This is a genomic window from Iodidimonas sp. SYSU 1G8 (assembly GCF_039655775.1).
In the GTDB taxonomy this organism is placed as follows: domain Bacteria; phylum Pseudomonadota; class Alphaproteobacteria; order SMXS01; family SMXS01; genus RI-34.
The window spans coordinates 371,903-394,950 of sequence record NZ_JBBYXJ010000001.1; the positions used below are offsets into that span (position 1 = coordinate 371,903).

The window sequence follows — 23,048 nt, forward strand, 5'->3', positions numbered from 1 at the left end:
TAGGTGATTCCCATACCCTCGCAACTCAATTGTCGCAAGCCAAGAAGGGAAAACCGCTTGCGCCATTCGGGCGCCTATGGTGCAAACGACCGAGCCGCACGAAACTTCGACCCAGGGTGGTTGCGATCCTTTCAGAATCCCTTCCGGGCAGTGCGCCCGGTATCATCGAAATCGACCTTGCGGCACTCGCCGACAATTACCGCGCCATGCGTGCCCGGGCGCACGGCGCGGAAGTCGCTGCCGCCGTCAAGGCGGATGCGTATGGCCTCGGCGCCGACCGGGTGGGGCCGGCGCTGTGGGGCGCGGGCTGCCGGAGTTACTTCGTGGCGTCGCTGGGCGAGGGCGCGGCCCTGCGCCAGATTTTGCCCGATGCGGCGATCCTGGTACTCAATGGACTGATGCCGGGTAACGAGGCGGCCTATGAGGAGTTCGGCCTGCGTCCGGTCCTGAACGATATCGATCAGGTTCGCCGGTGGGAGGCGTTCTGCCGGAAGCGGGACGCCAGGTTTCCCGCGGCTCTTCATGTGGATACGGGCTTCAATCGTCTCGGCCTGCCGGTTGCCGAGGCCGAGGCTGTCGCCGGCGGCGGACCGCTGGGGTTCGATGTGGCCTGCGTCATGAGCCATCTGGCCTGCGCGCGCCAGCCCGAGCATCCCAAGAACAGCGAGCAACTGGCGCAGTTCCGGCGCGTCACGCGGCTGTTTCCCAGATTCCGCGCCAGCCTCGCCAATTCAGCCGGCGTGCTGCTCGGCGCCTCCTACTGTTTCGATCTGGCCCGTGTCGGGATCGCGCTCTATGGCGGCAATCCGCTGGCCGATGCCGCCGGCGCGCTCAAGCCGGTTGTCCGGTTGAGCGCCCGCGTGCTGCAGGAGCGGACCGTCGCCGCCGGTGAAACCGTCGGCTACGACGCGAGCTTCGTGGCCGACCGCCAGACCCGGCTCGCGGTGATCGGCGCGGGCTATGCCGATGGCTGGCCGACATCCGCCAGCGGCCGAGGGGCATGCATGCTGGGCGATGCGAGGGTGCCGTTCGTCGGGCGCGTATCCATGGACCTCATCGCCCTCGACGTCACCGATGCTCCCGCGGGAAGCGCGACGGCCGGCTCGCTCGTCGACCTGGTCGGTCCGCGCTGGTCGCTCGACGACGCGGCCGAGGCCGCGGGACTGATTTCCTACGAATTGCTCACGGGGTTGAGCCGGCGCTTCGAGCGCCGCTACGTGATGGCCGACGCCGGCTGAGCTAGAAGCTGTACAGCAGCGTGGCCTTGGTTTCCGTCGAGGTCCTGTCCGCGTCCAACGGCACGTCCGTATCATGCTTCACGTTGAAGGACAGCTTGCCTGAGATCGTCGGGGTGATCTTGGTCTTGAGCGACACGGTGTTCTCGAGCGTGGTGCGCAGGTCGGAAACGAACGCCGTGCCGGTGTTGTTGATCGCGAACGTGTCCGAAACCGTCCAGTTGAAGATCGTGTTCAGGCGGCCGCCGACCTCGTCCTGATCGAGCATGGTTTCGGTCAGCGTGCTCTGGCGCAGCGCGGCGCTGCCTTCCAGATCCAGCGAGACGCGTTCGCCCTGCAGGACGCGATAACCGACGCCGAGGGATTCCAGATACCGGTCGTTGAACGAGCTGAAACGGTCGCGCTCATATTGCAGCAGACCGAAGCTGTAGAGCCGTTCGCTGAACTTGTAGTCCAGCTGATACGACGCCGTGGCCCGTTCCTTGGTGGTCACGCCATCGGTCTTGATCAGGCCAAAGGTGCCACCGACCTTGTGCCGCCAGTCCTCGCGGTCATTCTGCATGTTGATCGCGGTGGCGACCGATTTCGATGACACGTTGCCCGTGTTCAGTGCCGCGCCCAGTTCCACGCCGCCGTTCCAGCCATCAAGAGGCAGAAATCCCTTGGGCTTCGGCGGGGCGGCTTTCACGGCCGCCTTGCTGGCGGGCGCGACGGACTTCTCATCCGCCGAAACCTGCGGCTCCTGCGGCGGCGGATCGACGATCACCACGGGTACGCCTGACGTGATGGTGACGCCCGTCAACGCGGCGAGCGCGCTCGAGCGTGCCGGCGCGAGCGCGGTGGCCTGGGACAGGATTTGCGCCTGGCGGTCCGGATAGGTGTCGATGGCGATCTGCACCGCCGCGTCGAGATAGCGCGTCGTGCTTTCCCGGATGTCGCGGTCCGCCGCCTTGCGCAGCATGGCGGACACGGGTTCAGGCAGGACGTCCTGAGCCAGAACGACGGCCGGCGCCATCGATTGAAGCAACGCGAGAAGCGCGATACCGCGTCCCATCGAGCACCCTTCCTGCTGGTGACTTTTGTAACACAGGATTCACGAAACCTGTGTTGTTTCAACAGTATGTGGAGCTCTGCTCGCGTACTTCAATCGAAGGAGTCGATTCTTTCGCCTTATCGTCCGGCGAAGTGAGCCGAACGCTTTTCGATGAACGCGTCGACGGCTTCCTGGTGATCGGCCGTCTGGTGGCACACGCCCTGGAAGAACGCGCACTGATCGAGGAAGTCCTTCAGCTGCTCGCGCTCGGCCAGCTTCATCAGGCGCTTGGTGTAGCGCGTGGTGATCGGCGGCTTGGACGCGAAGACATTCGCCATTTCCATCGCGCGCTGCATTAGCTGGTCCGGCTCGGTGACTTCCAGCACCATGCCCAGCGACAGGGCCTCGTCGGCCCTCACGAGACGGCCGGAGAAGGTCAGTTCGACCGCGCGCTGGTAGCCAACGATCTTGGGCAGGAACCAGGCGCCGCCATCGCCCGAGATCAGGCCCAGATTGACGAAGGTCTCGCCGAAGATGGCGTCCTTGGAGGCGATGCGGATGTCGCACATCAGCGAGAGGTCGCAGCCGGCGCCGATGGCCGGACCGTTGACGGCGGCGATCACCGGCACTTCGAGGGACTGGATCGCCTGCGGAATCTGCTGGATGCCGTCGCGATAGGTCTGGGCGACGTAGCCGACGCTCTGGCTGCCCTGTTCCTTCATGGCCTTGACGTTGCCGCCGGCCGAGAACGCCGAACCGGCGCCGGTGATGACGAGCACCGAGACTTCCGGTGTCGCGTTGACCCACTTGCAGGTTTCGACGATGTCCTGGATCAGATTGTTGCCGGTCAGCGCGTTGCGCACGTCGTGCCGGTTCAGGGTCATGACGGCGACGCGGTTCTCAAGGGTCAGCGTCGCGTCTACCGGGGTGTGGATGGTGGTCATTGCAATCTCCAATCTCGTTTCGCCCGCGACTATAGCGGGCCGATGCCGAATGATAAGGCCCTTTTGCGGCAGGCGGCTTTGTCTATAGTGGCAGCGTCACGATGGGAGGGGCAGGCGATGGCAGCAGGGACGATGGAAAAGACCTTTCTGGGGCACCCGAGAGGTCTGGTGATCCTGTTCCTGACCGAGATGTGGGAGCGCTTCAGCTATTACGGGATGCGCTCCATCCTGCTCTTCTATCTGACGCGGCACTTCCTGTTCGGCGACACGCCGGCTTACGGCATCTATTCGGCCTACATTTCCCTGATCTACATCTCGCCGATCATCGGCGGCTTCGTCGCGGACCGGTATCTCGGGTTCAAACGCGCCATCCTGCTGGGCGGCATACTCATCGCCTGCGGCCATGCGGGCATGGCGTTCGAAGGCGCGCAGGCAACCATCGACGCGGCGGGCACCGTGGCCCGCGATGGCTTCGCGCTGCAAATTCTCTATCTGTCGCTGGCGCTGATCATCACCGGCACCGGCCTGCTGAAAGCCAATATTTCCTCCATCGTCGGCAGCCTGTACGCGGAGGGCGATCGCCGCCGTGACGCAGGCTTCACCCTGTTCTACATGGGCATCAACATTGGCGCGTTCATCGCGTCGCTCACCTGCGCGTGGCTCGGCGAGACCTATGGCTGGTCCTGGGGTTTCGGCGCGGCCGGTATCGGTATGGCGCTGGGCGTCGTCACCTTCATTCTCGGGCGCGGCTGGCTGGAAGGAAAGGGCATGCCGCCCGATCCCGTGGCGCTCGAGCGGCGTGTCCTTGGGCCGATGACGCTCAATCAGATCGTCATCCTCGGCTGTGTCCTGATGGTGCTGCCCGTCTGGCTGCTGGTGCAGAACAGCGTCATCGTCGGCGGCGCGCTCGGCATCGCGGGCGGTCTGGCGATCCTCGCCGTCGTGATCTACGCCACCATGAAGCTGGAGCCGGTGGCGCGGGACCGGGTGTTCGCCATCCTGATCCTGATGCCGTTCCATTCGCTCTTCTGGGCGTTCTTCGAGCAGACCGGCACGTCCATGGCCCTGTTCGCCGACCGGGGCGTCGAGCTCAGCCTGTTCGGGCTTGCCGTCGCGCCGGGGCAGATCCAGGCCATCAACCCGCTTTGCATCATCCTGTTCGCGCCGGTCATCGCCTGGATCTGGCTGTGGCTGGACCGCATGGGACGCGAGCCACACATCCCGCTGAAGTTCGCCCTTGGCCTGTTGCAGATCGGGCTGGGCTTCTTCGTCTTCGTCATCGGCATCGAGATGACCGCGCAGGGGGACAAGGTCGGGCTGGGCTGGCTCGCCTTCGGCATCCTGCTGCATTCGACGGGCGAGTTGTGCATCTCACCGGTCGGCCTCTCGGCGGTCACGAAGCTGTCGCTGGCGCGGATCGGCGGGCTGATGATGGGTGTATGGTTCCTCTCCAATGCCTTCGCCAATTATGGCGCCGGGCTGATCGCCATGACCGCCAGCATCGAGCACGCGCCCGGCGAGGAAGTGGATGTCGTCCAGGCGCTGCCGATCTATGGCGAGATGTTCTATTCGGTGGGCTGGGTCGCGGTGGGCTCGGCCGCGCTGCTGATGGTGTTGTCGCCGCTGCTCAGGAAACTGATGCACGGCGTCCGGTGAATTCGAAACGAGGGGAAACGGAATGACCAGAGTCGCTTACATGTTCATCGGCATCGACATCCGTGACGAGGCCGGCATGGCGCAATATGTCGAGGAGGCACCGCCGATCCTGGCCAGTTATGGCGGCCGGATTCTCGCCGTCGACAACGATGCCGAACTGCTCGACGGCGTTTACCGTCGCGAGCGAATGGTGCTGCTGGGATTTCCGTCGCTTGAGCAGGCGCGGTCTTTCTGGAAGTCGCCGGAATACCAGCCCATGAAGGTTCTGCGCGAGCGCTCGAGCGAGCAGGATTGTCTCCTGCTCGAAGCGTTCTCGGACGATCCGTTGCCGGAAACGGGCACTGGCGCGGTCTTCATGATCGGCGGCGGCGACACGCGCGACATGGAGGCGATGAAGCCCTATTACGCGGAAGTGCCGGCGATCAGCGCGCGGTTCGGCGTGCAGGCGATCGCGGCGGGGATCAATTTCGACCAGCTGGACGGCGGCTGGCCGCACAAATCCTTCGTCTGTTTGCGATTCCCGTCGGAGGACGTGTTCCGGAAATTCTGGTACGGTGACGAATATTTGCCGTACAAGACGCTGCGTGAACAAAATGCCGACGGCATGCACATGATGGTGCGCGGTATCTGACGATCAGAACGGGGAGACTGCAAATGGGACGTATCGAGGGGAAGGTGTGCCTGATCACCGGCGGCGGCGCCGGGCTGGGCCGGGCCGACGCGATCCGGCTGGCGGAGGAGGGCGGCAAGGTCGTCATCACCGACGTCAATGTGGCTGGCGGCGAGGAAACCGCGCAGATGGCCGGCAACGACGCCATCTTCATCAAGCACGACGTGACCGACGAGGACGCCTGGCAGAAGGTGCTGGCCCAGACGGCGAGCCATTTCGGCAAGCTGAACGTGCTGGTCAACAACGCGGGCATCGTCGTGGTGAAGACCGTCGAGAGCACGACGACGGAGGAATGGCGGCGGGTGCATGCCATCATGACCGACGGCGTCTTCTTCGGCCTGAAATACGGCATCGGCCTGATGAAGGAGAACGAGGACCGCAATTCGATCATCAACGTCTCCTCGACCGCCGCGTTTCTGGGGTATCCGCCGTTCTTCGCCTATGCGGCCGCCAAGGGCGCGGTGCGGTCCATGACCAAATCGGCGGCCATTCACTGCCAGCAGTCCGGCTACCGTATTCGCGTCAACTCCATCCATCCGGGCGGCATCGCCACGGCGATGGTGCGTCAAGCCCAGGCGGAAGGCGGCACGACGCCCAAGCCGGCCGATGGCGGCAACGCCGCGCCTCCCGGTCCCGGACTGGGCGATCCGGAGGACGTGGCCAACACGGTGCTGTTCCTGGCGTCCGACGAGTCGAAGTTCATCAATGGCGCCGAAATGCTGATCGACAACGGCACGATCATCCAGCCCTGAAGTCTGGAAACCGGGGTTGCCATCCCGGCGTGCCGGGATGGTGCTCCGGTGTCAGAGACCGATCGTCCTGATCGGGTCTGTCTTGCCGTCCCAATTGTCGGTCGCCTCGCGCAGCGCCTGCCAGACGATGCTGGCGCCTTCGGGCGCGTCGACCAGCTCGACCATGCAGTTCAGCGTCTCGCGGGTGTCGATGTAGCAGAAGCGGCGGCCATTGGCCGAGGCGACCTCGCCGCTGGTGGCGACTTCGAAGCCCATGGCCCGATAGCGCGCCAGTTCGGCGTCGTAGTCGTCGGGATAGAAGCAGATATGGTGGTAGCCATCCTGTCCCTTCGGCACCGCGTCGCGGTAGGCGGAAGGGCCGTCATTGTGCTGTTCGATCAGCTCGATCTGCATGTGTCCCGCGAAGGCGACCGCGACCGAGATGTCCAGTTCCGCGGGCTGTCCGCGATATTTGACATTCTGCAGGCCGATCCTCGGGATGACGAAGAACGGACCGATCTGCATCGTGTCGCGAAAGCGGGCGATGGCGTCGTGGAGATCGCGGACGACCCAGGCATTCTGGGTCATCACCTGATTCTGATGCTGTTTCATGTTTTGTCTCCCCCTGATCAGCGCGGCACGGTGAGGGTTTGGCCGTCCCAGCTGCGGGCGGCGTCCTCCAGCATGCGGGTCAACTGCTTGTAGTTGTCATCGGCATGGATCAGCTCTACCAGACAACGACCCGTGTTCCAGGTGTCCACATAGGCGATATGGGTCTGGTCGGGGTTGCCGCCCGAGGCGATGACGCCGTGTCCCAGCGCTTCGTACATCGCCACATCTCGCGCCACGTCGTCGGTCAGGACGCCGATGTGATGGAAGCCTTCCTTGCCCGGCGGAAAATAATCCCGGTAGACCGAGGGATGATCGTGCAGGGGCTGGATCAGCTCCATCTGGATGTTGCCGGACGCGGCAAGCGCCGCGTGCAGCTTCATGGTCGTCGGCTGGCCCTTGTAGAAGGCATTGGCCATGCTGATGTTCTCCAGCATGACCCAGGGGCCGATGCCCATGGTCTTGACCCACCGGGCGACGGCCGCCTCGATGTCGTTCACGATGAACGCGTTCTGGAATACCACTGTGCTCTTGCGGTTCATTGTCTCTCCCCTTGTTGCCGCTCAGCCTATGACAGCCGGAGAGCGGGGCCAAGCACCGAGGAGATTGGACATGCGCCGTGAACGTCCTAAAATCCTGGGGGACGATACCGAGAGGGAAATCTGATGCGGATGCTATCCTGTTTGCTCCTCGCCACCTTGTCGGCGTCTCCGGCGCTGGCCGAGGGGCCGCCGCCCGCTGCGGGGGCTGCGTCCTCCCAGACGATCGTCGCGCAGGGGCAGGCCGCGCCGGCCGCGAACGCGCAGCCGGTCAGGAAGCGCGCTCTGGCGTGTCCCGCCTGCCGCACCGACGAAATGCCCAGCTTCGCCATCGTTCCCGATGCCGGCCCGGCCGCCGGAGCAGCGGGCGCGCCGCCGGTCGCCGCCGGGACCGAAGTGCCCGGCGCTGCGGCGGCGCCGCCGCCGGTCAATTTCTCGTTTTCCGGCTCCTCCAATGGCAGCGGGTCGAACAAGTATCGGGGCGGCGTCCGCGTCGGCACCCAGTTCTAGACGTACATTCGCCAGGCGGCCTCCCGTCCGCCGGAACATCTTCCTGAAAGCAAAAAGCCCGGCGCATGGCCGGGCTTTTTCGACTGACAGGCGCTGACGGCTTATTCGTCGGGCGCGATGACGATGGCGAGGCCATCCATGTCTTCGGTGAACTCGATCTGGCAGCTCAGGCGCGAATTGGGCTGCACGCAGTCCAGTTCCTCGAGCAGTTCGTTCTCTTCGTCGTTGCGCGCGCCGATCTTGGCCATCCAGGCGTCGTCGATATAGATGTGGCAGGTCGCGCACGAGCACTGGCCGCCGCAGATGGCCTCCAGCTCGTAATCATTGTCGCGCAGATTTTCCATCACCGAGATGCCGACCTCGCCCTCGATTACGGTTTCGACGCCTTCACGGTCGGTGATGTGGAGCTTGGCCATGGATGCAGGTCCCTCGCGGATGTCTGAATTTTAAGGCTTTAGATTTCGGCCGTTTCACTAGCCAAAGGACGCGCGCTTTGCAACCGATTCCCGCGTCACATGTCTTTCAGGGCGATCTCGGCGTCCGCCGCCTTGTCTGGATCGAGGATTTTGCCCTCGGCGATCAGCTTCTTGGCCGCCATGAAATCCTTGATCATGTTGATGGCATTGATCGCGACGAATTTGCCGTGCCGCAGATACAGCGCCGAGAATTTGCGTTCGGCCGGATTGCCGCGGATCACGACCTCGTCGCCCGGCTCCGACAGGCCGACGATCTGCAGTTTCAGATCGTACTGGTCCGACCAGAACCACGGGATTTCCGAATAGGGCTTCAGTTCGCCGCACATGGCGTTCGCCGCCGTCTTTGCCTGGTCGACGGCGTTCTGCACGGATTCGAGGCGCAGTCGCCGGCCGAGCAGGGCATTGGGATGATTGGTGCAGTCCCCGGCGGCCCAGATATTGTCGTCGCTGGTCTGGCCGTACTCGTCGACGACGATGCCATTGTCCACCGCGAGATCGCCTTCGGCCGCCAGTTCCACGTTCGGCAGCACGCCGACGCCGATGACGACGAGATCGGCGGCGAACACGGAATCATCGGCGCAGGTGACGCGCTCGACCTTGCCGTCGCCTTCGAATCCGGTCACGGCCATGCCCGTCTTGATGACAACGCCCGCGTCGGTGTGAACGTGGTGGTAGAAGGCCGAGACCTCGGGCGCGACGACCCGGCTCATGACACGTTCCAGGCCCTCCAGAACGGTGACGGTGCACCCCATCTTCACGGCGACCGCCGCGACTTCCAGGCCGATGTAGCCGCCGCCGACGATGACCACATTGGTGCCGGGCGTCATCTTCCGTTGAATGGCCAGGGTGTCGTCGAGCGCCCTGAGATAGAAGATGTTGTCGAGATCCGCCCCCGGCGCCTGCAGCTTGCGCACGCGCGTGCCGGTGGCCAGCAGGAGCTTGTCGTAGCCCAGCACCTCGCCGCTGGCGGTGCTGATGGTCCTGGCCTTCCGGTCGAGTTTCGTCACCAGTGTATTGGGACGGAACTCGATGTTCTTCTCGGGATACCACGTCTCCTTTTTCAGGAACGTCCGCTCGACCTCCAGTTCGCCGGCCAGAACCGCTTTGGACAGCGGCGGGCGCTCATAGGGCACATAGCGTTCGTCGCCAATGAGGATGATGCGGCCGTCGAAGCCCTTGGAACGCAGCGTGGCGACTGCCTGTCCGCCCGCATGTCCGGCGCCGACGACGATGAAGGTCTGTGTCATGGTTCCCGTCCGATGTCTTCTCCAGTGGGTCCCGCTCTTATCCTGTTCGGTTGCAAAAATCTATGTTATGGCTCCAATCCTGCCGTATCGTCCCGCGGAGTTGGGGGGAGACCTTCCGGGAATTTCGAACAATAGGCTGCGGTTCGCGCCGCACCAGGTTCGCAGGACAATCGCGAGGCGCTGATCGGCGCGCGGCGGCGGCCCGCTGAGGGGCCGAAAATGCTTTTTCAATCTGGTTGGGAGATGAACCATGGATCTGGGACTTAAGGGCAAGAACGCGATCGTTACGGGCTCGACGAAGGGAATTGGCCGTCGTGTGGTCGATCTTCTGGCGGACGAGGGCGTCAACGTCGGCATCTGCGCGCGTAACAAGGACGAAGTCGATCAGGCGGTCGCCGAGATTTCCAAGAAGGGCGTGAAGGTCATCGGCGGCGTCGTCGACGTAGCCGACACGGCGGCCTACGTCGCCTGGATCAAGAAGACGGCCGACGAGCTGGGCGGTCTGGACATGTTTGTGCCGAACGTGTCGGCCGGCGGCGGTTTCGACCCGAACAACTGGGCCTTCAAGTGGGCCGACAACTTCCAGGCCGATATCCTGGGCACCGTGACCGGTGCCGAGGCAGCCACCCCGTACCTGGAAAAGACCAAGGGCTCGATGGTGTTCATGTCGACGACGGCGGCCAGCGAATTCTTCGCCGCGCCGATGTCCTACAGCGCCACCAAGGCCGCGATCGTCACCTATGGCTCGCAGCTGGCCAATTTCCTGGGCCCGAAGGGCATCCGCGTCAACATCGTCTCGCCCGGCTCGATCTATTTCGAGGGCGGCGACTGGGACAAGATCGAGAAGGGCAATCCGGCTTTCTTCAAGCATGTCCTCTCGACCATCGCCATGGGCCGCTACGGCAAGCCCGAGGAAGTCGCCAACGTCATCGTCTTCCTGCTGTCCTCGGCGGCCAGCTGGGTGACCGGCGTCAACGTCACCGTCGACGGCGGCCAGAACAAGCGCGTCAAGTTCTAAGACAACAAGCGAAAGGGCGGCGGAAAGCCGCCCTTTTTTCGCTCGTTTGGGGGCGGTCCGGACAAAACCTTCAGCCGCGACGCTGGGGGCTAGACCAAGCGGGTTACTGTGCTACAGTCCGCTACCTCTACCGGCGCGGAGCGGGGTTGAACCTCCCGCTCGCCATGCGCGCCGAACCGAGCACACATCTGGACCAGGGAGACACCAGTGCAATTATCACGTGAGCAATTGCTCCGGGCGTATCGTCAAATGAAGACCATCCGCGAATTCGAGGATCGTCTTCACGAGGAAATCCCGAAAGGGCTCATTCCCGGCTTTACGCACCTTTATTCGGGGCAGGAAGCGATCGCCGTCGGCGTTTGCGAGAACCTGAACGACAGCGACGCCATCACCTCCACGCACCGCGGCCACGGCCACTGCATCGCCAAGGGTTGCGACGTGAAGGGCATGATGGCCGAGATTTACGGCCGCGCGACCGGCCTGTGCGGCGGCAAGGGCGGCTCGATGCACATCGCCGACCTGTCGAAGGGCATGCTGGGGGCGAACGGCATCGTCGGTGGCGGTCCGCCGCTGGCCATGGGCGCCTCGATCGCCTTCCGCAACCGCGGCAAGGGCGAAGTCGCCGTCGCGCTGGCCGGTGACGGCAGCTGCAACTCCGGTCCGGTGTTCGAGGCCATGAACATGGCCGTGATGCTGAACCTGCCGGTGATCTTCGTATTCGAGAACAACGGCTATTCCGAACAGACCGCGCCGGCCTACGCCGTTGGCGCCGGCAAGACCGACATGGTCCGCCGCGCCCAGGGCTTCGGCATGCCCGCGTCCAAGGCGGACGGCACCGATTTCTTCGCGGTCTATGACATGACCCGCGAAGCCGTCGAGCGCGCCCGCAATGGCGGCGGCCCGACCGCGCTGGAGTTCGAGTGCCTGCGCTTCTTCGGTCACTTCGAGGGCGATCCCCAGAAGTACCGCATCAAGGGCGAAGTCGAGATGGCCCGCGAGAGCATGGATTGCCTGAAGAACTTCCGTAAGCGCGTGACCGAAGCCAAGCTGCTCGAAGCCTCGGATCTCGACAGCATTGATTCCGAAGTCCTGAAGCTCATCGACGAGGCCGTCGCGGAAGCCATTGCAGCGCCGTTCCCGCCGGATACGGACGTCACCAAAAACGTCTACATCAACTACTAAGGGCTGGGGAGCAACGATATGGCAATCAAGACTTATCGCGAGGCGATCACCGAAGCTCTGATGATCGAGATGGACCGTGACGAGCGGGTCATCGTGATGGGCGAGGACGTCGCTGGGGGCGCCGGTGGCTCCGCGGGTGTACGCGACAACCAGAACGGTATTTTCGGCACCTATCCGCAGTTCCATGCCCGCTACGGCGAGAACCGCTTCATCGACACGCCGATCTCCGAGGCCGCCATCGTCGGCGCGGCCGCGGGCGCGGCGCTTGCCGGTCTGCGTCCGGTCGTCGAAATCATGTTCGCGGACTTCATCGGCTACTGCCTGGATCAGATCATGAACCAGGCCGCCAAGTTTCGGTACATGTTCGGCGGTACGTCGCGGACCCCGATGGTGCTGCGTACGGCTTACGGCGCCGGCCTTTCGGCCGCGGCCCAGCATTCGCAGGCCATTTACCCGATCATCACGCACATTCCGGGCGTGAAGGTCGCGGTGCCGTCGAAGCCGGCGGACGTGAAGGGCCTCATGCTGACCGCCATCCGTGACGATGATCCGGTGATCTTCTTCGATCACAAGGCATTGTTCGGCGTCCAGGGCGAGGTGCCGGAAGGCGATACCCCGATCCCGTTCGGCAAGGGCATGCGCTACCGTGAAGGCAAGGACGCGACGGTCGTCGCCATCGGCCGCATGGTGCATTTCTCGGAAGCCGTCGTCGACAAGCTGGCGAAGGAAAATGGCATCACCTGTGACGTCATCGACCCGCGCACCACGTCGCCGCTCGACGAGGACATCATCCTGTCGAGCGTCGAGAAGACGGGCCGCCTGATCATCGTCGACGAATCGACCCCGCGCTGCTCGGTGGCCGGCGACATTTCGTCCATGGTGGCCATGAAGGGCTTCGACTTCCTGGATGCGCCGATCGAGCTGGTCACCTCGGCTCACTCGCCGGTGCCGTTCGCGCCGAATCTGGAAAGGGCCTACCTGCCCAGCGGTGGCCGGATCGAAGCAGCCATCCGCAAGGCCGTCGAGTACTGATCGACGTTTGGTTTGCGTCGTCGCCCCGGGGGACTAGATGATCCGCCGGGGCGATGATGCTTTAAGGGGATAGAGAAGGAGAGATCGCCATGGCCAATATCAAGGCAATCATCATGCCGAAATGGGGCCTCGAGATGGTCGAGGGTACCCTGGCCAAGTGGCACGTCACGGAAGGGCAGCCCGTTGACAAGGGCCAGCCGATCATGGACGTCGAAACCGAAAAGATAGCGAACGAGGTTGAAGCCGACATTCCGGGTGTCATGCGCCGCCGCGTCGCCGAAGAGGGTCAGGTGATCCCGGTCGGCGGCCTGCTGGGCGTCATCGCCGACAAGGATGTCTCCGATGCCGACGTGGATGCGTTCGTGGGATCATACAAATCCGAGGCTTTCGGACGCGTCGAAGCGCTCGGCTCGGACAATGACAAGCCCGCTCAGGCGTCGGCCGGCAGCGCGGGTTCCTACGGCTCGGCATCGGTCAACGACACGGCCGGGGTGTCCGACGAGGATGACGGCGAGGGTTCCGGCAAGCGTGCGTCTCCGCGCGCCCGCAAGCTGGCGGAAACGCTGGGTGTCGACATCAACAAGGTGACGAGCGACGGTCCGCGCATTTCCGACCGCGACGTTCAGGCTTATTTCGACAGCCTTCCCAAGGACAAGCCGGTCGCGGCGGAGCCGCCGCGCAAGCTGTGGGCGACGCCGCGGGTCAAGGTTCTCGCCAAGAAGCTGGGCGTCGATCTGGCCGATCTGGTGGGCACCGGCAAGAATGGCCGCATCACCCAGGATGACGTCCGCGCCTATGCCGACGAAATCAACGGTCCGCTGAACGAAGACGTGCGCAGCACGCCGGCCGTGCGCAAGCTGGCCAAGGAACTGGGCGTCGATATTGCCCGGGTCCAGGGATCCGGCAAGAACGGCCGCATCACCCGCGAGGACGTGGAAGCCGCCGCCGCCGCGCCCAAGGGTGCTCCCGCGCCGGCCGGCACGAGCTATGTGCCAGGCGAGAACCCGCATACGGTTCAGCCGCTCAACACCATGCGCAAGACCATTGCCCGCCGCCTGACGGAAGCGAAGCAGAACATTCCGCACATCTACCTGACGGTGGATGTGGAACTGGACCGCCTGCTCGCGCGCCGTCAGAAGGTCAATGCCAGCGCGGATGTGAAGGCCTCGGTCAACGACTTCATCATCCGTGCCTGCGGTCTGGCGCTCAAGCATGTGCCGCAGATGAACGTGCAGTACCACGACGACGGTCTGCACTTCTTCAAGCATGCGGACATCTCGATGGCCGTATCCCTCGAAGGTGGTCTCATCACCCCGATCGTCCGTGCGGCCGACGTGAAATCGGTGCAGGACATCGCGGCCGAGACCAAGGATCTGGCCAGCCGCGCGCGTAGCGGCAAGCTGAAGATGGAAGAGATCCAGGGCGGCACGTTCAGCATCTCCAACATGGGCATGCTCGGTATCCGCAACTTCGATGCCGTGATCAATCCGCCGCAGGGTGCGATTCTCGCGGTGGGCAAGGGCGAGGAGCGTATCATCGCCCGCAATGGCGCGCCGGCCGTCGCCACCGTGATGACCGTCACGCTGTCGTGCGATCATCGCGCCATCGACGGTGCCTTGGGCGCCCGGTTCCTCGAAGTCTTCAAGGACCTGATCGAAGAGCCTCTCGCGCTGGTGCTCTAGCCACCGGCCGGAAAATACGGGAAAGGGCGCGGCACACCGCGCCCTTTTTCCGTTGGGGGCCTTCACACTCGCATGTTGCCCCGGCGATACGCCGGGATTAGGTTGGGCCCGCTCGGGACTGTCATAAACCTCAGAGGTCACATAGGTGAGCAAGAACCCGCTGGAAAGCTTTGGCGCCTGGACCGCGGAAGTTTCCGATTCCTGGCCGGCGGACGCCCTCGAATGGGCGCACCGCGAGTTTATCGACGTGATTGCCGTGATGATCCCCGGCGCCGCCGAACCAGCGACCCGCCACGCCTATGACGCGGTCAGGCAGTGGGGGCAGGGGCCCTGCGCCGTGGTCGGCCAGCGCAGCCGGCTCTCGGCGCCGTGGGCGGCGCTGGTCAACGGGACCGCCGGCCACGCGCTGGACTTCGACGACAATTTCGATCCGCCTAAGGCGCATGCGACGACGGTGCTGGCGCCCGCGATCCTGGCGCTGGCCGAACAGGAAAACCTGTCCGGCGCGGCCTGTCTGGATGCCTATATCGTCGGGCTGCAGATCATGGGGCGGGTGGGACAGGGCGTGAACCCGACCCATCGCAACCGTGGCTGGCACGCCACGGCGACCGTCGGCGTGATCGGCGCCGCGGCGGCGTGCGCACGCCTTCTGCAGCTTGACGCCCACGCGTCGGCCCATGCGCTCTCCGCGGCCACCAGCATGTCCGCCGGCTTCATGTCCCAGTTCGGCACCATGATGAAGCCCGTCCACGCCGGATTGGCCGCCAAGGGCGGCATCATGGCGGCGACCTTCGCCCAGGCCGGGATCACGGCCGGCATGGAAACCCTCGATGGCCGCACCGGCATGAACCGGCTGATGGTCGGTCCGGACTATGAGGAGCTTCGGGATACGATCACCCATGTCGAGCATGGCCAGAACCTGCGCTATGAAGTCGACAGCGTCGGCGCGCCGCTGCTGATCACCGAACACAAGTTCCGGGTGAAGCGCTTCCCGACCTGCGGCGCCATCCACCGCGCCATGGACGGCATGCTCGACCTGCGTAGCCAGTATGGATTTCAGGCCTCGGATGTGACCTCGGTCGATCTCTACATGCCGCGCGTGCACTTCAACAACGTCATGTACACCGATCCGCGGGACCCGCTGCAGGCCAAGTTTTCGGCCGAATATGCCGTGGGATGCGTGCTTGCGCGCGGCGACTGCACCCTGGCGGATTTCCGTCCGGAAGCCGTCATGCGCGAGGACGTCCGCGGCCTGTTTCCGATCATTCATCGTCATCCCGTCGACAAGCTGGAAGGCGAGTTTCCCACCGAGGTCCATGTGACCCTGAAGAACGGCCGCACCGTCAAGGCCGTGATCGACATGCCGCTGGGCAGCAAGAAGGCGCCTTTCTCCGATGCCCAGTACTGGGCCAAGTTCGATGCCTGCTGCGATGGCTTCCTGTCCGGACGCGACGCCGCCGAATTGCGCAAGGCGCTGGAGCGTCTGCCCGACCTGCCTCAGATCGGCGATCTCATGCGCCACCTCGTTCTCCCGTTCGCGCAGGTCGCGTGATCCCGCCTATCAACCAAGAAACGCATTGGACATCATGACGCCTCGCCCGCTTCCGGACTCCTTCCCGCCAGCCACCGTCCTGGTCATGGCCGCCAGCCGCAAGGGCGTGAACGATCCCGTCGCGCTGCTGCAGAACAAGTCGCACAAGTGCCTTGTCGAGATCGACGGACAGGTCATGCTTGAGCGCGTGCTCGAGGCGCTGATCGACAGCGGTTGCTTCAGCCGCATCTATGTGTCGGTCGAGGAGGAGAACATCCTGCGGGCGACGCCCCGGATGAGCGCCTGGGTCGACGAGGGCCGTGTTGCCTTCGTGCGCAGCAGTGGCAATCTGGCCGACAGCGTGCTCTCGGCCGTCGACGTGATTCCGAATCCGTTGCCGCTGATCATCACCACCGGCGACAACGCCTTGCATACGCCCGAGCTGATCCGCGATTTCATGACGGCGTTCTGGACCCGGGACGAGGACGTCGCCCTGGCGTTCACCCGCGACGATGTTGTGTTGCGCGACTACGCCAATTCCGGCCTGGCATTCCACATGCTGAAGGATGGCGGCTATTCCGCCTGCAACCTCTATGCGCTACGCCGCGAGAAGTCCCTCTCGGCCGTGCGGGTTTTCGAGAGCGGCGGCCAGTTCGGCAAGCGGCACAAGCGCATCCTCAAGGCCTTCGGCGTCACGCCGTTCATTCTCTACAAGCTAAAACTGACCGGTCTCGACGGGCTGATCAAGGTCATCGGCCGCAAGCTGCGGGTGACCATCGACCCGGTGCTTCTGCAGTATCCCTATGGCCCGATCGACGTGGACAACAAGAACTCCTTCGATATCACCGAGGAAACGCTGCGCAAGCGGCGTAATAAGACGGGCTGAAAGTCTCCTCGATGCCATCAGGCGTGAGAAAATTGACGAAGTCTATTTAATCAATCGTCTTGGCAACGATTCTGCCGCATAAGTACTGTATTGCGGACTCTGTTGCTTCCCCCACAGTTATTTTATTTATTGTATCTAAATCCTTTTTTATTTCATTAATGGACGTATTATGTCTTTCTGAGAGGGCGATAATTAAGTGGTGTATTATTTTGTTTTTCTGTAAATCGTCCATATTTGGCCCCCAGTATTGTAAGTGATGCGGACGTGTTGGCTATCGTGAGTGCTATTTTGGTCTAATGCATGAATGTTATACCTATAGAACTGCCGTATAATAGCCAATCTTCATGCGGGCTTCTGGGCTTCCATTAGTGAATCCGGTCGATGTGAGAGAGCGGCGCTGTGCGTTGTTCAGTTAATGCTGGGTGCCGAGATCGTCGTTAGTTAGTGCGGATGGATATCTTTGCATGATTACGATTCAATCACTTATCGGTCTGACCTGTTTGGCAAATCCTATCGTATTAACGATATGTGTATTTGCAGTTCGCGGCAAGGGAGTTGGTGGCTGTGCAAAGGACGATGACATCGCATAGGATTCTCGGATGAACGGCTTTCTCGAAGATGAAATGCGTAGCAAATTCGGGGTGCGCCTCCACGTTGCGCGGAGGGCCGCCGGCTTTTCTCGACAAACCAGCTTTGCTTCGGCTCTTGGCGTAAGCCCCTCACGGCTTAGCCAGTGGGAACGGGGCAAGCGTATGCCCGATATGATCTATCTAGGAAAGATCTGTACGATAACCGGTGTAACTTTGGACTGGCTGTACTTTGGAAATGCGGCATCGATGCCTTACGGCATGATGCAGCGAATCCACGCATTGCAGGGCGGCGACTAGGATTTCTCGCCGCTATGGGCCGCTAGTGGTTTGCGAAAAATCAACAAATCGTTAATTTTTCTTGCTGTTGAATCATGGATATGGTTCGATCTCATTACTTTTTGAAGCGACGTATACGGGCGCGTGCCCTTTGTCGGAGAGGGGTGAGATTTGGATCAGAAGAGATGTGTAGCACTTATAATGGCGGCGAACCGTAAAGGGGGAGCAAACCCCGTAGCGGAGCAAGCTGGCGTATCACATAAATGTCTGACGCAACTTGCCGGAATCACAATGATTGAACGCGTGTTGCGTGTAATCAGGAGTTCAGGCCGCTTTCATAGATTGATTGTGTCCATTGAGGATTCTAATTTATTTGAAAATATACCTTATATTTGCCAATTAGTAGAGTCAGGTCAACTAGAAATAATTGAAAGTAAAGAAACGTTAGAAGGCAGCGCGATTGCTGTAGCAAGTCGACTGGCGGAGGCGGATTATCCGCTATTTATCACGACGGCGGACAATGTTCTCCATACTGAAGGCGTGATTAGCGGTTTTATCGATGAGGCCCACGCCAGTGGTGTTGATGTTGCGTTTGCGCTGACGCCTCGGAGCGTGGTTGAGAGTGCTTACCCCTCCGAGGCGCCTACTATAGGTTACCTTAAATTCGCAGACGGCGACCATTCGAACTGCAATGTTTATTATCTTCGCGATTCCGGAGCTCTACGCGCCGTAAAGGTCATGAGGTACGGGGGGCAATTTCGCTCCCACCCTTGGCGCATATTACGCGCCGTCGGATTGGGAACCCTAATTAGATATAAGCTAGGGCTTCTTACTCTCGAGGATCTTCTAAAAAGACTGCGGAACTTATTCAATCTATCAATTGGTATAATTATAATTAGAATGGCGGAAGCACCTATAGACGTGGACGGAAGTGAAAGTCTTGTCTTAGCAGAGCGTATCCTGTCTCTGAGGGAGGCCAGGAATGCGGCATAATCTCAGTAAAAATAAGATACTAGTGGGGCCAGCCCGTTCCGGCACGACGCTAGCTTGTCGTTTATTGAATCATAACGTTGTTGAAAATATCATTGCTTTAGACGAACCATTTTCACGTGAGGAAATCTCTGAAGCTTATCCAGAAGATTGTTTGGAGCTAGTCTCTCTCAAATTTGTCCAGGCGCGGAAGATGTTTAAAGAAAACAAAATGGTTCCCTGTACAATTGGTTCGGAGGGTCTAGATAATCATTATGAAGAATCAACCGGGAAAAAACTCCGGAAACGTGTGGTCAGAGTGGGAACAATGCTTCCACAAAAGCCACTAGATGAGGAGTTCGAGATAGTAATTAAACACACAATTCCTTTTACCGCAATCATAGAACAGTTAAGTCGCCATTATCCGACATATGGAATTGTTCGTAATCCTCTATCTATTCTTGCTTCATGGAACACGATAGACGCTGCCTATCGACAAGGGCGGGTTCCTCCATATGTACATAAGGTGACGGGTGATCTGAAATGGTGGTTGCCGGCAGTTCGCAATTTGTTTGAACGGCAGACAGTTCTTCTATCTTGGCATTTTGAAAAACTACTGCCGCTTCTCATGGATAATAAAGTAATTCGATATGAAGATATCGTGTCTAGTGCCGGTAGAGCATTAAGCGTTATAACGCCAAAGGCTCTAAATCTGACCGCAAGTTTAAAGAGTTATAATGAAAATCTTCTCTACGAACGGCCTCTGATTGAAGAGTTAAGGCTAGCCTTGCATCGCCTCGGGGGGGCTATTTGGGAGTTCTATTCAAGGAGAGAGGTGGATGGACTATTCGAGTATATAGGCGATGTCGATAATTCTTCCATTTCACCAGACAAGCCTATCGTAAGGTTCCGAGAGCAACGGATCAATTGTTACGGTCGTGATCGAAATTAAAGCCGCTGGTCGACGGCGTCTTTCGGCAGCACCGATTTGACGTCGTAAAGGACGGAGCCGGCGCGGCCGAGGGCGCGGATACCTTCGGCGCCCATCCGGATGAACTCCTCATGGGCCACGGCGAGGATGATGCCGTCGTAGCGGCCCTCTTCCAGTGCCTGTATCGGCCGAATGCCGTATTCATGCTCGCATTCGTCGGGATTGACCCAGGGGTCGTACACATCCACGTCGATATCGAACTCGTGCAGATGGCCGACGATATCGGCGACGCGCGTGTTGCGGGCGTCCGGGCAATTTTCCTTGAACGAGAAGCCCAGCACCAGAACGCGCAGATCGTCCTTCAACAGGCCTCGGCGGCCCAGCAGGCGCACGAACTGGTTCACCACATATTTGCCGACCCGGTCGTTGATCCGGCGTCCTGCCAGGATCACTTCCGGATGGTGGCCGATCTCCTCCGCCTTGTGGGTGAGGTAGTAGGGATCGACGCCGATGCAGTGACCGCCGACGAGGCCCGGGCGGAAGGGCAGGAAGTTCCACTTGGTTCCGGCCGCCTCGAGCACGTCCAGCGTATCGATGCCCAGCCGGTTGCAGATCATGGCCAGCTCGTTGACCAAGGCGATGTTCAGGTCGCGCTGGGTGTTTTCCATCACCTTGGCCGCTTCCGCGACGCGGATCGACGGCGCCTTGTGCGTCCCCGCGTTGATGATGCGGCCATAGAGCGCGTCGACGAAGTCGGCGACTTCCGGCGTGGAGCCGGAGGTGATCTTCTTGATGTCGGAGAGCTTCAGTTCCTTGTTGCCCGGATTGAGCCGCTCGGGACTGTAGCCGGCGAAGAAGTCGCGGTTGAACGTCAGGCCGGAAACCTTCTCCAGGATCGGCACGCAGAATTCCTCGGTCGCCCCTGGATAGACGGTTGATTCATAGATCACAACGTCGCCGCTTTTCAGGATCGCGCCGATGGCGCGCGTGGCGCTTTCCAGCGGGCTCAGATCGGGATGGTTGTGGCTGTCGACGGGGGTCGGCACCGTGACGATGAAGACGTTGCAGGTGGCGAGGTCGGCCCATTCGGTGGTGAAGGACAAAAGCCGCGCCGCGCGCAGCTCTTCCGCCGTGGTCTCCATGGTCACGTCGTTACCGGCCTGAAGGTCGGCGACGCGCTTGCCGTTGATGTCCACGCCGAAAGTCGGAAACTGATCGGCGAAAGCCACCGCGACCGGCAGCCCCACATAGCCCAGGCCAACGACGCCGATGCGCACGTCGTCGAGTTTGAGCGGCAACGGATGGATCACGGAGGGGCGGTTCATGCGCGCTGCCTTATCGCTGCGTGGTCTGGGTCGGCCAATAGCCGGACAGGATGCGGTGGCCGCGCTGTCCGTTCTCGACCTCGGCGATCACGCGCTTGCCGATGCCCGACAGGTTCTTGTCGTGCATCCGATAGTAGAAAAGCGGCTCGGCGAGATGCTGGCCGTTCCAGCCATTGGCGACCATGCGGCGCCATTTGTGGTGCTTGGTGCCCTTGCGGATCGCCTCATCGAAAGGCCCGGCCTCGACGACGGCGCGCGCCAGGCACAGCGCCGGTTCGGGGACGAAGCTGAATTCCTCGAGCAGCTTGGCATCGAACGCGGTCGACTTACCCCGGTCGAGCAGTTCGCCGGCCTGCGACACCAGAGTGCAATCCGTGTAGATGAAGCCGATGCTGGGGTCGGCCTTGCGCGCTTCGGTCAGTTCGGCGATGCAGCGGGCGGCATATTCCGGCGTCAGCAGGTCATCGGAATCCAGGATGATGAAATACTCGCCGCGGACTTTCGGCAGGGCCCGGTTCAGCGCGCCCAGCTTGCCCACGTTCTGCTCCAGCGCCAGCAGTTCGGTACTGAACAGATTGGTCATCTTGGGCAGTGTATCGCGTACCACCGCCACGGAGTCGTCGGTGCTGGCGTCATCGACGACGATCAGCTCGATCGGGCTGTGGGTCTGCGCCGCGACGCTGCCGATCGCCTCGGCGATGAACCGCCCATAATTGAAATTGGGCATGACGACGGTCAGCAGGTTCGCCGGGATTTCGGATGTCATCAACGTCTCCAGGGGCGAGGCCAGATAGGGTAGGCCTAGCCGGCAATCTGTGCAAAGAGGTTATCGGGCGAACGGTCGAGCTTTTCCATCAGCGCGGCGCATTCCTGTTCGATCACGCGGCGGTCGCTCTCGGGCATGGCGGCGCGCTTTTCCGCGCTGTCCGACTGGAATTCCACCTTGTCGGAGTCGTCCTTGGAATGAAAGCGGAACTGCTCGACCATCAACTCGAACTCGCCATCGCCGGGCTCGAAGCGTAGGCCCTGGCGCAGGATCACCGGGAAGGTCTCGGGATTGATGTTCGTGTAGTTGATATGGGTGACGCGGCCATTGGCGTTCAGGGCCAGGCGGAAATATTCCGCGAAGCAGATCGCCAGATAGCGCACATCGTCCATCTCGATGGTCTCGCGCCAGTCCATCCCGGTCAGGAAACCGGCTTGCGGCCGGCCTTTCGCCCACAGGATCGCCGTCGTCTCGCGCAGGACCGAGGCGATGACCTCGACGGCCTCGCGATAAAGGAACACAGCCGGCACATCGGGAAACGCCCTGGAGACGAAATCCAGATAGAGCGTGTTCCAGCTGATGAACTTGACGAAGGAATAGCGCTGTTCAGGCCGGCGCCGGCGCGCCATGGCCAGAACCAGATTGCGGAAGGCCTTGAGATTATCCGGTGTCGGTTCCGCCTCGTGCGCCCAGTCCTGGGTGATGGTCGCCCAGAAACCACGCTGCAGCGGTCCGCCCTGGTTGATGACCACATGGCGCGGCGACCGGGCCAGCGCCTTGGCGGTCAGCGTCGATCCGCAGCGCGAGACGTGGAAGATGAAGCCGCTCGGACTGATCGGGTCCGCCAGGATACGGTCGTCCAGCAGGATGGAGAAGTTTGTGGTGAACGCCTCGCCGATGTCGCCTTTCTGCGCCAGCGACTGCACCGTGTACATGAACTGCCATTCCTGGAAGGGATGGTCGCCGATGTCGGCCCACAGCACCTTGCCGCCATCCGCCGGATCGATCGCGACCGGCACGAGGCCATTGGTTGCCCTGATCCGCGCCACGGCGTCGTCGGCCGAAAGATGGGTGTCCACGATCCCTGGGATCAGTTCCATGACCACTTCGTGGTCAGGCAATGCGTAGAGTGCTTTCATCCGACTCCGTCACGGCATGCCGCTTCGCCCACTGGCGAAGGATGCGGGTGTATAGCCCCGCTAGGGGGCGG

General features: G+C 61.8%; 23 protein-coding genes. 14 read left to right on the top strand and 9 right to left on the bottom strand.

The features are described from left to right. The first annotated feature begins 116 nt into the window (after positions 1-116). Positions 117-1,238: an alanine racemase gene (alr, locus tag WJU17_RS01785; RefSeq protein ID WP_346325632.1), complete on the top strand. Its 1,122-nt coding sequence runs from the start codon at positions 117-119 to the stop codon at positions 1,236-1,238. Position 1,239: 1 nt separating this feature from the next. On the opposite strand, the gene WJU17_RS01790 is transcribed toward alr, so the two are convergent. Together WJU17_RS01790 and WJU17_RS01795 are read right to left on the bottom strand one after the other, a co-directional pair. Beyond that, positions 1,240-2,289: a DUF481 domain-containing protein gene (locus WJU17_RS01790; RefSeq protein WP_346325633.1), complete on the bottom strand. Its 1,050-nt coding sequence runs from the start codon at positions 2,287-2,289 to the stop codon at positions 1,240-1,242. 116 nt (positions 2,290-2,405) lie between these two features. Further along, positions 2,406-3,212 carry an enoyl-CoA hydratase-related protein gene (locus WJU17_RS01795; protein ID WP_346325634.1) on the bottom strand — a complete coding sequence of 269 codons (807 nt, stop codon included), beginning with the start codon at positions 3,210-3,212 and terminating at the stop codon, positions 2,406-2,408. 117 nt (positions 3,213-3,329) lie between these two features. On the opposite strand from WJU17_RS01795, the gene WJU17_RS01800 reads away from it, so the two are divergent. The 3 genes from WJU17_RS01800 to WJU17_RS01810 are packed head-to-tail and all read left to right on the top strand — an operon-like array spanning position 3,330 to position 6,290. Then, positions 3,330-4,868 (top strand): peptide MFS transporter, encoded by a 1,539-nt coding sequence (locus WJU17_RS01800; protein ID WP_346325635.1) that lies wholly within the window; start codon positions 3,330-3,332, stop codon positions 4,866-4,868. Between the two features lie 22 nt (positions 4,869-4,890). Continuing rightward, positions 4,891-5,499 (top strand): DUF1330 domain-containing protein, encoded by a 609-nt coding sequence (locus WJU17_RS01805; protein WP_346325636.1) that lies wholly within the window; start codon positions 4,891-4,893, stop codon positions 5,497-5,499. 23 nt (positions 5,500-5,522) lie between these two features. Continuing rightward, positions 5,523-6,290: an SDR family oxidoreductase gene (locus tag WJU17_RS01810; protein ID WP_346325637.1), complete on the top strand. Its 768-nt coding sequence runs from the start codon at positions 5,523-5,525 to the stop codon at positions 6,288-6,290. 51 nt (positions 6,291-6,341) lie between these two features. Here WJU17_RS01810 and WJU17_RS01815 read toward each other — a convergent pair whose 3' ends face one another. Together WJU17_RS01815 and WJU17_RS01820 are read right to left on the bottom strand one after the other, a co-directional pair. Continuing rightward, on the bottom strand, positions 6,342-6,881 hold the full coding sequence (locus tag WJU17_RS01815) for a VOC family protein (RefSeq protein WP_346325638.1): 540 nt from the start codon (positions 6,879-6,881) through the stop codon (positions 6,342-6,344). Positions 6,882-6,898: 17 nt separating this feature from the next. Then, on the bottom strand, positions 6,899-7,420 hold the full coding sequence (locus WJU17_RS01820; protein WP_346325639.1) for a VOC family protein: 522 nt from the start codon (positions 7,418-7,420) through the stop codon (positions 6,899-6,901). Positions 7,421-7,543: 123 nt separating this feature from the next. Here WJU17_RS01820 and WJU17_RS01825 point away from each other — a divergent pair, with 123 nt between their 5' ends. Next, on the top strand, positions 7,544-7,927 hold the full coding sequence (locus WJU17_RS01825) for a hypothetical protein (RefSeq protein ID WP_346325640.1): 384 nt from the start codon (positions 7,544-7,546) through the stop codon (positions 7,925-7,927). Between the two features lie 101 nt (positions 7,928-8,028). On the opposite strand, the gene WJU17_RS01830 is transcribed toward WJU17_RS01825, so the two are convergent. Together WJU17_RS01830 and WJU17_RS01835 are read right to left on the bottom strand one after the other, a co-directional pair. After that, a complete protein-coding gene (locus tag WJU17_RS01830) occupies positions 8,029-8,343 on the bottom strand; it encodes a 2Fe-2S iron-sulfur cluster-binding protein (RefSeq protein WP_346325641.1) in 315 nt (104 codons plus the stop codon). A 95-nt stretch (positions 8,344-8,438) separates the two neighbouring features. Then, on the bottom strand, positions 8,439-9,650 hold the full coding sequence (locus WJU17_RS01835; protein WP_346325642.1) for an FAD-dependent oxidoreductase: 1,212 nt from the start codon (positions 9,648-9,650) through the stop codon (positions 8,439-8,441). A 250-nt stretch (positions 9,651-9,900) separates the two neighbouring features. Between WJU17_RS01835 and WJU17_RS01840 the strand changes: the two genes are divergently transcribed. The 9 genes from WJU17_RS01840 (at position 9,901) to WJU17_RS01880 (ending at position 19,768) form a co-directional block, all read left to right on the top strand. Continuing rightward, complete coding sequence (locus WJU17_RS01840; RefSeq protein WP_346325643.1) at positions 9,901-10,668, top strand: SDR family oxidoreductase; 768 nt, start codon at positions 9,901-9,903, stop codon at positions 10,666-10,668. A 207-nt stretch (positions 10,669-10,875) separates the two neighbouring features. Then, entirely contained in the window at positions 10,876-11,850 is a 975-nt protein-coding gene (locus tag WJU17_RS01845; protein ID WP_346325644.1) for a thiamine pyrophosphate-dependent dehydrogenase E1 component subunit alpha, read from the top strand. An 18-nt stretch (positions 11,851-11,868) separates the two neighbouring features. Next, on the top strand, positions 11,869-12,882 hold the full coding sequence (locus tag WJU17_RS01850) for a pyruvate dehydrogenase complex E1 component subunit beta (protein WP_346325645.1): 1,014 nt from the start codon (positions 11,869-11,871) through the stop codon (positions 12,880-12,882). 89 nt (positions 12,883-12,971) lie between these two features. Then, the gene (locus tag WJU17_RS01855) at positions 12,972-14,564 is read left to right on the top strand and encodes a 2-oxo acid dehydrogenase subunit E2 (protein ID WP_346325646.1); all 1,593 of its coding nucleotides are present in this window, start codon (positions 12,972-12,974) and stop codon (positions 14,562-14,564) included. Positions 14,565-14,709: 145 nt separating this feature from the next. Beyond that, a complete protein-coding gene (locus tag WJU17_RS01860) occupies positions 14,710-16,116 on the top strand; it encodes an MmgE/PrpD family protein (protein WP_346325647.1) in 1,407 nt (468 codons plus the stop codon). A gap of 34 nt (positions 16,117-16,150) precedes the next feature. Beyond that, entirely contained in the window at positions 16,151-16,981 is an 831-nt protein-coding gene (locus WJU17_RS01865; RefSeq protein ID WP_346325648.1) for a nucleotidyltransferase family protein, read from the top strand. Positions 16,982-17,580: 599 nt separating this feature from the next. Further along, the gene (locus WJU17_RS01870) at positions 17,581-17,868 is read left to right on the top strand and encodes a helix-turn-helix transcriptional regulator (protein WP_346325649.1); all 288 of its coding nucleotides are present in this window, start codon (positions 17,581-17,583) and stop codon (positions 17,866-17,868) included. 150 nt (positions 17,869-18,018) lie between these two features. Next, positions 18,019-18,840: an NTP transferase domain-containing protein gene (locus WJU17_RS01875; protein ID WP_346325650.1), complete on the top strand. Its 822-nt coding sequence runs from the start codon at positions 18,019-18,021 to the stop codon at positions 18,838-18,840. After that, positions 18,830-19,768 (top strand): hypothetical protein, encoded by a 939-nt coding sequence (locus WJU17_RS01880; protein ID WP_346325651.1) that lies wholly within the window; start codon positions 18,830-18,832, stop codon positions 19,766-19,768. Before WJU17_RS01875 ends, WJU17_RS01880 begins: the two co-directional genes overlap by 11 nt. On the opposite strand, the gene WJU17_RS01885 is transcribed toward WJU17_RS01880, so the two are convergent. From WJU17_RS01885 to WJU17_RS01895, 3 genes are read right to left on the bottom strand one after another with little or no spacing between them, the layout of a single operon-like run. Beyond that, positions 19,765-21,072 (bottom strand): nucleotide sugar dehydrogenase, encoded by a 1,308-nt coding sequence (locus tag WJU17_RS01885; protein ID WP_346325652.1) that lies wholly within the window; start codon positions 21,070-21,072, stop codon positions 19,765-19,767. The genes WJU17_RS01880 and WJU17_RS01885 overlap by 4 nt on opposite strands. A 10-nt stretch (positions 21,073-21,082) precedes the next feature. After that, positions 21,083-21,838 carry a glycosyltransferase family A protein gene (locus tag WJU17_RS01890; protein ID WP_346325653.1) on the bottom strand — a complete coding sequence of 252 codons (756 nt, stop codon included), beginning with the start codon at positions 21,836-21,838 and terminating at the stop codon, positions 21,083-21,085. A gap of 35 nt (positions 21,839-21,873) precedes the next feature. Next, positions 21,874-22,977 carry a hypothetical protein gene (locus tag WJU17_RS01895; RefSeq protein ID WP_346325654.1) on the bottom strand — a complete coding sequence of 368 codons (1,104 nt, stop codon included), beginning with the start codon at positions 22,975-22,977 and terminating at the stop codon, positions 21,874-21,876. Positions 22,978-23,048: the final 71 nt, after the last annotated feature.